Raw genomic sequence first — 12,311 nt, 5'->3', positions numbered from 1 at the left:
CCGGTCCCGCACGAGGCCGTACGAGGGGCCCTCGGGGAGTCACCGACTCCCCGAGGGCCCCTTCTCGTCCTCCCGGGTGAACACCTGCAGCAGCCATGACGAGAACGAACCCGTCACCGCCCCCAGCAGCCCCAGCCCGCAGGCCATCAGCATGGCGGCGATGACCCGGCCGCCCGGGGTGACCGGTGAGACATCCCCGTATCCGACCGTGGTCAGCGTCTCGCAGGCCCACCACGCCGCGTCCCCGAAGGTAAGGATCGTGGCCCCGGCGGCCGTGTGCTCCTGGTGGTACACGGCCAGGGCGGCGGCGAACCCGAGGAGTACGGCGCTCAGGCCGGCGTAGGACATCACCCGGGCGTACAGGTTCAGCCGCGGCCGGTCACGGCGGTTCTGCACCGCCGTGTAGATCCGGATCACCCGCAGCGGGCGCAGCAGCGGCAGCGCGAGCACCAGCGTGTCGAGCCAGTGCACGCGGACGAAACGCGCGCCGAGGCCGCTCTGCCGGAGCCGCACGAGGTAGTCCACGACGAAGAGCAGCCAGGTCGAGCAGACCAGGGTGAGGCCGATGTCGGGCCAGGGCCCGGTGTCATGGGGTGCGAGGACGCGGACCGCGTAGCCGAGGAGGAAGACCACGGAGGCCAGGAACAGCGGTACTTCCGTGCGCTGCTCCCAGCGGGTCTGCTCGGGGGCGGCCGCGCCGGCCGGTCGGTTGCTCATGTGCTCAGCCTCGCGGGGCGCGGACCGGGGCAGCCCCGGCGACACGCTCGGCGGGGGTGAAGCAATATGCTGATCGGCATGACGAGTGAGCCGGAGCAGCAGATCGGAGTGGGGACGCCCGACGCATTCCAGCGCCTGTGGACGCCCCATCGGATGGCGTACATCCAGGGTGAGAACAAGCCGAGCGGTCCGGGCGCCGAGGACGGCTGTCCGTTCTGCGTGATCCCGGCCAAATCGGACGAGGACGGGCTCATCGTCGCACGCGGCGAGAGCGTCTATGCCGTGCTGAACCTGTACCCGTACAACGGCGGCCATCTGATGATCGTGCCCTACCGGCATGTGGCCGACTACACGGAACTGAACGGTCCGGAGACCGCGGAGCTGGCCGGCTTCACCAAGCGCGCGATGGTCGCGCTGCGGGCGGCGTCCGGGGCCCACGGGTTCAACATCGGGATGAACCAGGGGTCGGTGGCCGGGGCGGGCATCGCCGCGCATCTGCACCAGCACCTGGTGCCGCGCTGGGGCGGGGACACCAACTTCATGCCGGTGGTCGGTCACACCAAGGTGCTGCCGCAGCTGCTCGGGGACACCCGGTCGATGCTGGCCGACGCCTGGCCCGCCGGGGAGCTTCCGGCCGGCTGAGCCGCGCCGCGCGACGGACGTGGGGCGCCCCCGGCGATCCGGCCGGGGGCGCCCCACGGTTTGTCCGTACGGACCCGCGTGTGCCGGCACCCGTACGCGCGTTCCTACGCGTCGTAGACGTCCGCCTTCTTCGGCGACGGGTCCTGCACCATGCCGCTCAGCACCATCGAGCGGTTGTCGAAGCGCTCGGTGTCGACGCCGTGCTCCGCGAGGACCCGCATCGCCGCCGAGTGCACGACGCGCAGGACGGGGGTCGCGGCGCGCATCGCGTCGTCCGCCATGAAGCGGTGGTTCCACGGCTTGGCGGCCCAGGCGTGGCGCAGGCCGAAGGGTTCCGGGAGGACGATCTTGCCGCCGAGGTAGTCCAGGAGCGGCGGGTACCAGGTCAGCGGGGCGCGCAGCGCGAGCCGCACCACCTCGGTCGCGTCGACCAGCGGCAGCTGGATCTTGCGGGTCTCCCAGAACCTGACGGTCTTGTTGACCGTCCGGGACTTCTCCTCCGGCTTGGACAGGAAGAGCCCGTGGACCGGGCCGAGCGCGTGCCCGGTCACCTCGATGCGCAGGGTCTCGTGGAGCACGGTGACGGTGATCATCATGGTGATCACGAGCTGTCCGTCCCAGAGCGTGAACTGGACACCGAGGTAGTGACGGTCACCGCTGCCGAACTGCTGGTGGTTGCAGATCCGCTGTATCTCGTGCGGTTTGACCTGGAAGGTGGCGACGTCCTCGCCGTCGGGGCGGGAGACCGACCCCGCGTTCTCGCCCACGGGCGACACGATCCAGTGCTTGACGGACGGGGTGGGGAAGCCGCCGGTGTTCAGCGGTCCGCGCTCCAGCATCTTCAGCTGGTCGTGGATGATCCTGATCAGGTCCCAGCTGCGGAACTGGTGGATCTCCTTGGACGGGTCCTTGGCGACCAGTTCCTCCGCGAGCTGCCAGCTGCCCCAGCGGGTGCCCATCCCGAGGACACCCTTGGGGCCGGCGTAGAAGACCGAGTTGGACTGCTGCTCGGCGGAGAGCTTCTCCAGGCCCTGGCGCAGCGCCTCACGGGCCGTCTCGTTGGGGTTCTTCGGTACGGCCTCGGGGATCTTGGCCACGACGCCGCCACCGGACAGAAGCCCCTCCCAGCGGGCCCGCATGTCCTTGGCGGAGGCCTCCGCGATCCGTTTCGCGACGAGCCAGCCGATCACCGGGGCGATGATCGTGCCGCGCAGGTAGAACGCCAGGATTCCGTCCAGGGGCAGCTTGACCAGGAGGATCAGGGCGCCGATGCCGAAGGCGAACAGGAGGGCGGTGCCCACCGACCGGAAGACCTTGTCCTTGGACTTGTTGAGAGCGTCGCGCCCCCGGAAGACCAGGACCCACGCCAGCAGTCCGGGCAGGAACAGGATGCCGAACACCCCGGTGACCAGGGTCAGCCGGGTGTCCCGGGCCTTGCGCAGTCTGCTCGCGGAGAGGCAGTGCTCGACCACGGTCTGAGGGTCGGTGCCGAAGGACTGGATGAGCGCGCCGCGGGCGCCTCCCAGCATCCTTTCCTGGACGGCACGGGCGAACGCCTCGCCAAGATTCGGCTTGAAATAGTCGGACTTGAAGAGCTTGGAGGAGCCCGGCTTCACTTCGGACTTGTGCCACTCGCTGTTGGCTTCGAGGATCTTCTCCACCGGGCTGTCGCGGTACGCGGCGGAGGCCAGGGCGTTGGTCGCCACCGCCTGTCCGCCCGATCCCTGCAGCGGAATCTGCGCTCCGGGTGAAAAGTCGAATCCGTCGTTGGCCACTGTCGCCCCCACTCGCCGCATGGTCTGCTCCTGCGGGTGTGCCCAACTACCGTACGCGGCATACCTTCTGAGCTGCGACCACAGCGTAGCGTCCGGATCGCGACACCGCCCGGTCCCCGGTCGGGGGCCGGCAGTGATTGCGACACTCCGTCAGGCATGCGCCGCACACCGCGGCGCGTGCGCCCCGTATGCGCCGCGCATGCTGCCGTGCAAGTGCCGAGCCGTCGTCGCTGCCCGCTCGTCCCGCTCCGCGCTCGCTGCCCGCTCGTCCCTCGCTCGTCCCCCTCGCCGCTCGTCCCCCTCGCCGCTCGTCCCTCGCTCGTCCCCCTCGCCGCTCGTCCCCCTCGCCGCTCGTCCCGGCCGCCGCTCACCCGCCGTCCTTCGTCTCCTCGCGGACACGGTCGGCGAGCCGGTGCGGCATCGCTTCGTGCCGGGCGTACGAGCGGTCGAAGCGGCCGGTGCCGTGCGACAGGGAGCGCAGGTCGACGGCGTACCGGCCGATCTCGATCTCCGGCACCTCGGCCCGTACGAGGGTGCGTCCGCCGCCGGCCTGCTCGGTGCCGACGACCCGGCCGCGGCGTCCCGAGAGGTCGCTCATCACGGGGCCCACGTAGTCGTCGGGTACCAGGACCCGGACCTCGGCGACCGGTTCCAGGAGCTGGATACGGGTCTCCGCGGCGGCCTCGCGCAGCGCCAGCGCGCCGGCGGTCTGGAAGGCGGCGTCGGAGGAGTCCACCGAGTGCGCCTTGCCGTTCAGCAGGGTGACGCGCAGATCGACCAGCGGGTGCCCGGCGACGAGTCCGCGGGCGGCCTGGGCCCGGACGCCCTTCTCGACGGAGGAGACGAACTGGCGGGGTACCGACCCGCCGACCACCTTGTCGACGAACTCGATACCGGTGCCGGAGGGCAGCGGCTCGACCTCGATCTCGCAGACGGCGTACTGGCCGTGGCCGCCGGACTGCTTGACGTGCCGGCCGCGGCCGGACGCGGGACCGGCGAAGGTCTCCCGCAGCGGGACCAGGTGCGGTACGGCGTCGACGTTGACGCCGTACCGGCTGCGCAGGCGCTCCAGCGCGACGTCCTGATGGGCCTCGCCCAGGCACCACAGGACGACCTGGTGGGTGTCGGGGTTCTGTTCCAGGCGCATGGTGGGGTCCTCGGCGACCAGCCGGGCCAGGCCCTGGGAGAGCTTGTCCTCGTCGGCCTTGCTGTGGGCCCGGACGGCGAGCGGGAGCAGCGGATCGGGCATGCTCCAGGGCTCGATGAGGACCGGATCGTCCACGGGGGACAGGGTGTCGCCGGTCTCGGCGCCGCCCAGCCCGGTGACACAGGCGAGGTCGCCGGCGACGCACCGGTCCAGGGTGCGCTGCTGTTTGCCGAACGGGGAGGAGAGCGCGCCGATCCGGACCTCCGCGTCATGGCAGGGGCGCGGCTCATGGCCGCCGCCCGTGGGCCCGAGGCCGCGGACATGGACGGTGTCGTAGGGGCGCAGCGTGCCCGAGAAGACACGGACGAGCGAGATCCGGCCCACGTACGGGTCGGAGGAGGTCTTGACGACCTCGGCCAGCAGGGGACCCTCCGGATCGCACACCGGGGCCGGACGGGGTTCGCCCCCGGGGGTGGTCACGGCGGGCAGGACGCGTTCCGGCGGGGCGGGGAAACCGCGGGTGATCAGTTCCAGGAGCTCGACGGTGCCGATGCCCTGGCGGGCGCCCTCCGGCGCGGGGGCGGCGGTGAGGACGGGGTGGAAGGTGCCGCGTGCGACGGCGCGTTCGAGGTCGTCGATGAGCGTCCGGGTGCTGATGTCGCCGCCGCCGAGATAGCGGTCCATCAGGGTCTCGTCCTCGCTCTCGGCGATGATCCCCTCGATCAGCCGGTCGCGGGCCTCCCGCAGCTGTTCGCGCCGGCCGCCGACGGGTGCGCTCTCCTTCCGTTCGCCGCCGGAGTAGTCGAGGACCCGCTCGGTGAGCAGGCCGGTGAGTCCGGTGAGCGGGGCGTGGCCGTCCGGGCCCTCGGGGCCCTGGATGGGCAGATACAGCGGGAGTACGGCGTCGGGGTCGTCGCCGCCGAAGATCTCCGCGCAGATCCGGGTCATGTCGTCGAAGGAGGTGCGCGCGGTGTCGAGGTGGGTGACGACGATCGCCCGGGGCATGCCGACCAGCGCGCATTCCTCCCACACGGCGCGGGTGGTACCGGCCACGGCGTCCGCCTCCTGGGCGGCCGAGACGATGAAGAGGGCCGCGTCCGCCGCGCGCAGACCGGCCCTGAGTTCCCCGACGAAGTCCGCGTAGCCGGGGGTGTCCAGCAGATTGATCCGGTGGTCGCCCCATTCGACGGGGACCAGGGAGAGCTGTACGGACCGGTGCCTGCGGTGCTCCATCTCGTCGTAGTCGGAGACCGTCGCGCCGTCCTCGACCCGGCCGGCCCGGTTGACGGCGCCCGCCGCCAGGGCCAGGGCCTCGACCAGGGTGGTCTTTCCCGATCCGCTGTGGCCGACCAGCACCACGTTTCGCAGGGAGGAGGGGTGGTCGGCCGCCGGTGCCCTTCCGGCGGCTCCGGGGTGTGCGTGCGATGTGGCGCCCATGAGGTGTGCCTCCCGGCTGAGTGCGCGGTGCGGGAGAGAGATCCGTCCGCGAGGTGGGGGAGATCGGTCACGGGCACGGGGGAGCCGCCGCGGCGGCTTCGGCGACGCCCGCGGTGTCTGCGGCCCGCCCCGCGACGGAGAGCGGGCTCCCCGCCGTGGGGTGGGCCGTAATCCGAGCTTTCCACTCCGGCCGTGCCGCGTCCATACGTCGCGCCCCGGCGCGGCCGTACGTGGTGCGCCGGCGCGGCCGTACGTGGTGCGCCGGGGCGCGACCGCGGGCCGTGCGCCGTCGAGCCGGGAGGCCGTGCGTGAGCGCGGCGGTACACCGTGGGTGAGCGACGGTGAGGGAGAAGACACCCCCGCAGCGGCGGGTGCCCGTCCGGTGGAGCGCACGGGTCGTGACTACGATGGGCCAGCCGGTGGCCGAAAGGGCCGCTCGGCCAACCGAACCCTCGGGAAGGCCATGCTGAACAAGTACGCGCGTGCATTTTTTACGCGTGTCCTCACACCGTTCGCCGCTCTGCTGCTCCGTCTCGGGGTCAGCCCCGACGCGGTCACTCTCATCGGCACGGCCGGAGTGATGGCAGGCGCGCTGGTCTTCTTCCCGATGGGGGAGTTCTTCTGGGGCACGATCGTCATCACGGTCTTCGTGTTCTCCGACCTCGTCGACGGCAATATGGCGCGGCAGGCCGGGATCTCCAGCCGGTGGGGCGCGTTCCTCGACTCGACGCTCGACCGGGTCGCCGACGGGGCGATCTTCGGCGGGTTCGCCCTGTGGTACGCGGGCGGCGGTGACGACAACGTGCTGTGCGCCGTCGCGATCTTCTGCCTGGCCAGCGGCCAGGTGGTCTCGTACACGAAGGCGCGCGGCGAGTCGATCGGTCTGCCGGTCGCGGTGAACGGTCTGGTGGAGCGCGCCGAGCGACTGGTGATCTCGCTGGTCGCGGCGGGCCTGGCCGGTCTGCACACGTTCGGTGTGCCGGGGGTCGACGTCCTGCTGCCGATCGCGCTGTGGATCGTCGCCGCGGGCAGCCTCGTGACGCTGATCCAGCGCGTGGTGACCGTACGCCGCGAGTCCGCCGAGGCGGACGCCGCCGCGGCCGCCGGGGGTACGGCGGAGCAGGGGAGCGGGGCCGCACCGTGAGCGGCACCGTGTCCCGGCTGAGGGGACGGCTGACCGACGGGCTGTACGGGCTCGGCTGGGGCGCGGTGAAGAAACTTCCCGAGCCCGCGGCCCAGGCCCTCTTCCGCACCATCGCCGACCGGGTGTGGAAGCGGCGGGGCAAGAGCGTCCTGCGGCTGGAGTCGAACCTGGCGCGCGTGGTGCCGGACGCGAGTCCGGCCCGGCTCGCCGCCCTGTCCAAGGCCGGGATGCGCTCGTACATGCGCTACTGGATGGAGTCGTTCCGGCTGCCGACCTGGAGTCCGCAGCGGATCAAGGACAGCATCGACGTCACGGACGCCCACCGGCTGACCGAGGGCCTGGACGCCGGGCGCGGCGTGATTCTGGCGCTGCCGCACCTGGGCAACTGGGACCTCGCGGGTGCCTGGGTCACCACCGATCTCAAGGTGCCGTTCACGACGGTCGCCGAGCGGCTCAAGCCCGAGACGCTCTACGACCGCTTCGTGGCCTACCGTGAGGGCCTGGGCATGGAGGTCCTGCCGCACAACGGCGGGGCGGCCTTCGGCACCCTGGCCCGGCGGCTGCGCGCGGGCGGGCTGGTCTGCCTGGTCGCCGACCGCGATCTGTCGGCCTCCGGGGTCGAGGTGACCTTCTTCGGCGCGGCGGCCCGGATGCCCGCGGGGCCGGCGCTGCTGGCCCAGCAGACCGGCGCGCTGCTGCTCCCGGTCACGCTCTCGTACGACGGGACGCCCGTGATGAAGGCCCGGATCCACCCGCCGGTCGAGGTGCCGGACACCGGCGGCCGCGGCGAGAGGACGTCCCTGATGACACAGGCGCTGGCCGACGCCTTCGCCCTCGGCATCGCCGAGCACCCGCAGGACTGGCACATGCTGCAGCGGCTCTGGCTCGACGACCTGGACCCCCGGGGGGAACAGCCGTGAAGATCGGCATCGTCTGCCCGTACTCCTGGGACGTACCCGGCGGGGTGCAGTTCCACATCCGGGACCTGGCCGAGCATCTGATCCGCCTCGGCCACCAGGTCTCCGTGCTGGCGCCCGCGGACGACGAGACCCCGCTGCCGCCGTACGTGGTGTCGGCCGGCCGGGCCGTTCCCGTGCCGTACAACGGCTCGGTGGCCCGGCTGAACTTCGGTTTCCTGTCGGCCGCGCGGGTGCGCCGCTGGCTGCACGACGGCACCTTCGACGTGATCCACATCCATGAGCCGACCTCGCCGTCACTGGGCCTGCTGGCCTGCTGGGCCGCGCAGGGGCCCATCGTCGCCACGTTCCACACGTCCAATCCGCGCTCCCGGGCGATGATCGCCGCGTATCCGATCCTCCAGCCCGCGCTGGAGAAGATCAGCGCGCGGATCGCGGTGAGCGAGTACGCGCGGCGGACCCTGGTGGAGCACCTCGGCGGCGACGCCGTCGTCATTCCCAACGGTGTCGACGTCGGATTCTTCGCGAAGGCCGAGCCCCGGGCCGAGTGGCAGGGCGGGACGATCGGCTTCATCGGCCGGATCGACGAGCCCCGCAAGGGCCTGCCGGTCCTGATGAAGGCGCTGCCCGCCATCCTGGCCGCACGTCCGGGAACCAGGCTGCTGGTCGCGGGGCGCGGCGACGAGGAGGAGGCGGTGGCCTCGCTGCCCGCACCGATGCGCGAGCGCGTCGAGTTCCTCGGCATGGTGAGCGACGAGGACAAGGCGCGGCTGCTGCGCAGCGTCGATGTGTACGTCGCGCCGAACACCGGCGGCGAGAGCTTCGGGATCATCCTGGTGGAGGCCCTGTCGGCGGGCGCACCCGTCCTGGCGAGCGACCTGGACGCCTTCGCCCAGGTGCTGGACCAGGGGGCGGCGGGCGAGCTGTTCGCCAACGAGGACGCCGACGCGCTGGCCGGTGCGGCGATCCGGCTGCTGGGCGACCCCGAGCGGCGTGCGGAGCTGCGTGAGCGGGGCAGCGAGCATGTGCGGCGCTTCGACTGGGCGACGGTGGGGGCGGACATCCTCGCGGTGTACGAGACGGTGACGGACGGTGCGGCGTCGGTGGCGGCCGACGAACGGACGGGCCTGCGGGCGCGGTTCGGGTCGGCCCGGGACTGACGGCCGGGCGCGGATACCGGCCGGGACGACAGACAGCCGGGCCGGGAGGCATGGATTCCTTGGGTGTGGGCATGACAAGGCCCACACCTGAGAAGTCCACACCTCCCCGAGGAGAACCACCATGACCGGGTCACTGGGCGGCCACGACCGCCGCCCCACCAGGAGAACGCTGCTGCGCGGGACGGCGGCGGCCATCGGGATCACCGCGGGCGCGGGCCTGTTCGGCACCCGTGCCGCGTACGCCGTCTCCTTCTACAACCCGTTCGCTGGCTACCCGGTCACCGGCACCTGGCAGGACCACCTCAACGACGGTTCGCTGGGCGGCATCGACTTCGGTATGGGAGTCGGTACGCGACTGCCCGCCTCGGGCGGCGGCACCGTCCGCAACATCCCGGACAACGGCACCGGCGGCCACACCGTCACGATCCACCACGACAACGGGTACCGCACGCAGTACATGCACCTGTCGCAGTTCCTGCTGGCCGACGGCGCCTCCGTGGGCACCGGGGGCATCGTCGGACTCTCCGGCGGGCAGCCCGGCGCACCCGGCTCGGGCTCGTCCACCGGACCCCACCTGCACTGGCACATGATCGATCCCAACGGGGTCCGGATCGACCCGCTGGTCTACCTCGGCGGCGGCTCCGGCGGCGGCCTGCCCAAGACGAGCACCGAACAGGACGGCGAACCCGGCACCGTCTTCTGGCAGCGGGCCCAGCGCTGGCTCTCCATCGAGTCCGGTTACACCGGTCCCGTCGACGGCGACCCCGGCGCGAACACGTACGCGGCCCTCCAGCGCAACCTCCGCGACCACTACGGCTATGCGGGCCCCATCGACGGCGAACCCGGCCCCCACACCTGGGCCGCCCTCCAGCGGCTCGCCGCCGCCCACGGCTACACCGGCCCCATCGACGGCGAGATGGGCCCCAACTCCTGGCGCGGAGTGGCCCGTTTCCTCAACCAGGACCGCTGGGACTGACCCCGGCGCCCGCCCCGTCACGGCCGGAGGGCAGGGTGCGGCCTGCCCGACGGTAGCCTTTGCGCGGTGACCGAAACCCTCATCTGGATCGCCGTCGCGCTCTTCGCGATCGGCCTGTACCTCAGCTGGACGGCCGGCAGGCTCGACCGGCTGCACACGCGCATCGACGCGGCGCGGGCCGCGCTCGACGCCCAACTGCTGCGCCGCGCCTCGGTCACCCAGGAACTGGCCACCTCGGGCGTCCTCGACCCCGCCGCGTCGATCGTCCTCTACGAGGCCGCGCACGCCGCCCGGCAGGCCGAGGAGGACCAGCGGGAGGTCGCCGAGAGCGAGCTGAGCACGGCGCTGCGGGCCGTCTTCGGCGAACCGGCCCAGGTCGAGACGGTGAAGGAGATCCCCGGCGGCGAGGAGGCCGCCACCGAACTGGCCGCCGCCGTGCGCCGGGTGCCGATGGCCAGGCGCTTCCACAACGACGCCGTGCGGGCGGCCCGCGCCCTGCGCAGGCACCGTACGGTACGGCTGTTCCGGCTGGCCGGGCACGCGCCGTTCCCGCTCGCCTTCGAGATGGACGACGCGCCGCCGGTGGCCCTCGCGGACCGCCCGGGGACCTGAACGCCGACGCCGTCGAGGCCGCGGCGTCGAGGCCGCGGTGCCAAGACCATGGCGTCAGGACCGCGCCGTCAAGGCCGCGCCCCGCGGGGAAGGGTGACGGTGCGCGGCGGGAAAACGGGCCACGGGCTGTCCATTGGCCCTTGCTGTGGACTGGTTCCGGAGCGTTTGCTCGGTGCTGCAGAAACCAGCGTCTTTTCACCGAGTGAGGTCCCGTGTCCACGCTTCCCAGCACCCCGCAGTCCGCCGAGTCCCCCGCCACCGGCACCGCCCGCGTCAAGCGCGGCATGGCCGAGCAGCTCAAGGGCGGCGTGATCATGGACGTCGTCGACGCCGAGCAGGCGAAGATCGCCGAGGACGCGGGCGCCGTGGCCGTCATGGCCCTGGAGCGGGTGCCCGCCGACATCCGCAAGGACGGCGGAGTGGCCCGGATGTCCGACCCCAACATGATCGAGGAGATCATCGCGGCCGTCTCCATCCCCGTCATGGCCAAGTCCCGCATCGGCCACTTCGTCGAGGCCCAGGTCCTCCAGTCCCTCGGCGTCGACTACATCGACGAGTCCGAGGTCCTCACCCCGGCCGACGAGGTCAACCACAGCGACAAGTTCGCCTTCACCACCCCCTTCGTCTGCGGCGCCACCAACCTGGGCGAGGCCCTGCGCCGGATCGCCGAGGGCGCGGCGATGATCCGCTCCAAGGGCGAGGCCGGCACCGGCAACGTCGTCGAGGCCGTCCGCCACCTGCGCCAGATCAAGAACGAGATCGCCCGGCTGCGCGGCTACGACAACAACGAGCTGTACGCCGCCGCCAAGGATCTGCGCGCCCCGTACGAGCTGGTCAAGGAGGTCGCCGAGCTCGGCAAGCTGCCCGTCGTCCTGTTCTCCGCCGGTGGCGTGGCCACCCCCGCCGACGCCGCTCTGATGCGTCAGCTCGGTGCCGAGGGCGTCTTCGTCGGCTCCGGCATCTTCAAGTCCGGCGACCCCGCCAAGCGCGCGGCCGCCATCGTCAAGGCCACCACCTTCTACGACGACCCGAAGGTCATCGCGGACGCCTCCCGCAACCTGGGCGAGGCCATGGTCGGCATCAACTGCGACACGCTGCCCGAGGCCGAGCGCTACGCGAACCGTGGCTGGTAGCCACCGATGAGCGACACCCCTGTGATCGGAGTCCTGGCCCTCCAGGGCGACGTACGGGAGCACCTGATCGCCCTGGCCTCGGCCGATGCCCTGGCCAGGCCGGTCCGGCGCCCCGAAGAGCTCGCCGAGGTCGACGGCCTCGTCATACCCGGCGGCGAATCCACCACCATGTCCAAGCTCGCCGTCCTGTTCGGCATGCTGGAACCCCTGCGCGAGCGGGTACGGGCGGGGATGCCGGTCTACGGCACCTGCGCCGGAATGATCCTGCTCGCCGACAAGATCCTCGACCCCCGGTCGGGCCAGGAGACCGTCGGCGGCATCGACATGATCGTGCGCCGCAACGCCTTCGGGCGGCAGAACGAGTCCTTCGAGGCCGCGGTCGAGGTCGACGGCATAGCGGGCGGCCCGGTCGAGGGCGTCTTCATCCGGGCGCCCTGGGTCGAATCCATCGGGGCCGCGGCGGATGTCATCGCCGTGCACGGCGGCCATATTGTCGCCGTACGGCAGGGAAACGCCCTGGCCACGTCGTTCCACCCGGAACTGACCGGAGATCACCGGGTTCACGCGCTCTTCGTCGACATGGTGCGCGCAGTCGGCTGACCGGATCCCGGTAGGATCTCTCGGGTTCGGATCGATTTTGGTGACGCGAAG

Annotated in this window: 11 protein-coding genes; 8 read left to right on the top strand and 3 right to left on the bottom strand. The window is 71.9% G+C overall.

The genetic code is table 11. The annotated features are described in order from the left end of the window. Nucleotides 1–39: 39 nt before the first annotated feature. On the bottom strand, nt 40–717 hold the full coding sequence (locus tag OHA98_RS26485) for a potassium channel family protein (RefSeq protein ID WP_266929241.1): 678 nt from the start codon (nt 715–717) through the stop codon (nt 40–42). A gap of 66 nt (nt 718–783) precedes the next feature. On the opposite strand from OHA98_RS26485, the gene OHA98_RS26480 reads away from it, so the two are divergent. Then, complete coding sequence (locus OHA98_RS26480; protein WP_266929240.1) at nt 784–1,359, top strand: HIT domain-containing protein; 576 nt, start codon at nt 784–786, stop codon at nt 1,357–1,359. A gap of 104 nt (nt 1,360–1,463) precedes the next feature. Here the strand turns inward: OHA98_RS26480 and OHA98_RS26475 are convergent, their stop codons facing one another. Together OHA98_RS26475 and OHA98_RS26470 are read right to left on the bottom strand one after the other, a co-directional pair. Further along, on the bottom strand, nt 1,464–3,134 hold the full coding sequence (locus OHA98_RS26475) for a hypothetical protein (RefSeq protein WP_266930920.1): 1,671 nt from the start codon (nt 3,132–3,134) through the stop codon (nt 1,464–1,466). 367 nt (nt 3,135–3,501) lie between these two features. After that, complete coding sequence (locus OHA98_RS26470; protein WP_266929239.1) at nt 3,502–5,718, bottom strand: elongation factor G-like protein EF-G2; 2,217 nt, start codon at nt 5,716–5,718, stop codon at nt 3,502–3,504. Between the two features lie 463 nt (nt 5,719–6,181). On the opposite strand from OHA98_RS26470, the gene pgsA reads away from it, so the two are divergent. From pgsA to pdxT, 7 genes are all read left to right on the top strand, one after another. Next, nucleotides 6,182–6,862 (top strand): phosphatidylinositol phosphate synthase, encoded by a 681-nt coding sequence (gene pgsA, locus OHA98_RS26465; protein ID WP_266929238.1) that lies wholly within the window; start codon nt 6,182–6,184, stop codon nt 6,860–6,862. Nucleotides 6,863–6,870: 8 nt separating this feature from the next. Continuing rightward, complete coding sequence (locus OHA98_RS26460; protein ID WP_266930918.1) at nt 6,871–7,782, top strand: phosphatidylinositol mannoside acyltransferase; 912 nt, start codon at nt 6,871–6,873, stop codon at nt 7,780–7,782. Continuing rightward, nucleotides 7,779–8,939, top strand: coding sequence for a glycosyltransferase family 4 protein (locus tag OHA98_RS26455; protein WP_266929237.1), 1,161 nt, complete (start codon nt 7,779–7,781; stop codon nt 8,937–8,939). The genes OHA98_RS26460 and OHA98_RS26455 overlap by 4 nt, the downstream gene beginning before the upstream one ends. A gap of 121 nt (nt 8,940–9,060) precedes the next feature. Continuing rightward, complete coding sequence (locus tag OHA98_RS26450; protein ID WP_266929236.1) at nt 9,061–9,915, top strand: peptidoglycan DD-metalloendopeptidase family protein; 855 nt, start codon at nt 9,061–9,063, stop codon at nt 9,913–9,915. Nucleotides 9,916–9,981: 66 nt separating this feature from the next. Further along, nucleotides 9,982–10,527 carry a hypothetical protein gene (locus OHA98_RS26445; protein ID WP_266929234.1) on the top strand — a complete coding sequence of 182 codons (546 nt, stop codon included), beginning with the start codon at nt 9,982–9,984 and terminating at the stop codon, nt 10,525–10,527. Nucleotides 10,528–10,739: 212 nt separating this feature from the next. Beyond that, the gene (gene pdxS, locus OHA98_RS26440; protein ID WP_266929233.1) at nt 10,740–11,660 is read left to right on the top strand and encodes a pyridoxal 5'-phosphate synthase lyase subunit PdxS; all 921 of its coding nucleotides are present in this window, start codon (nt 10,740–10,742) and stop codon (nt 11,658–11,660) included. A gap of 6 nt (nt 11,661–11,666) precedes the next feature. Next, the gene (gene pdxT, locus OHA98_RS26435) at nt 11,667–12,260 is read left to right on the top strand and encodes a pyridoxal 5'-phosphate synthase glutaminase subunit PdxT (protein ID WP_266929232.1); all 594 of its coding nucleotides are present in this window, start codon (nt 11,667–11,669) and stop codon (nt 12,258–12,260) included. Nucleotides 12,261–12,311 lie beyond the last annotated feature (51 nt).

Source organism: Streptomyces sp. NBC_00654, from assembly GCF_026341775.1.
In the GTDB taxonomy this organism is placed as follows: domain Bacteria; phylum Actinomycetota; class Actinomycetes; order Streptomycetales; family Streptomycetaceae; genus Streptomyces.
The sequence above is the reverse complement of the archived record's forward strand: the minus strand, read 5'-3'. Positions and strand labels throughout refer to the sequence as shown.

Coding starts and splice junctions, on each gene's coding strand:
- OHA98_RS26485 (WP_266929241.1), bottom strand. CDS start 717: ATGAGCAACCGACCGGCCGGCGCGGCCGCCCCCGAGCAGACCCGCTGG.
- OHA98_RS26480 (WP_266929240.1), top strand. CDS start 784: ATGCTGATCGGCATGACGAGTGAGCCGGAGCAGCAGATCGGAGTGGGG.
- OHA98_RS26470 (WP_266929239.1), bottom strand. CDS start 5,718: ATGGGCGCCACATCGCACGCACACCCCGGAGCCGCCGGAAGGGCACCG.
- pgsA (WP_266929238.1), top strand. CDS start 6,182: ATGCTGAACAAGTACGCGCGTGCATTTTTTACGCGTGTCCTCACACCG.
- OHA98_RS26450 (WP_266929236.1), top strand. CDS start 9,061: ATGACCGGGTCACTGGGCGGCCACGACCGCCGCCCCACCAGGAGAACG.
- pdxT (WP_266929232.1), top strand. CDS start 11,667: ATGAGCGACACCCCTGTGATCGGAGTCCTGGCCCTCCAGGGCGACGTA.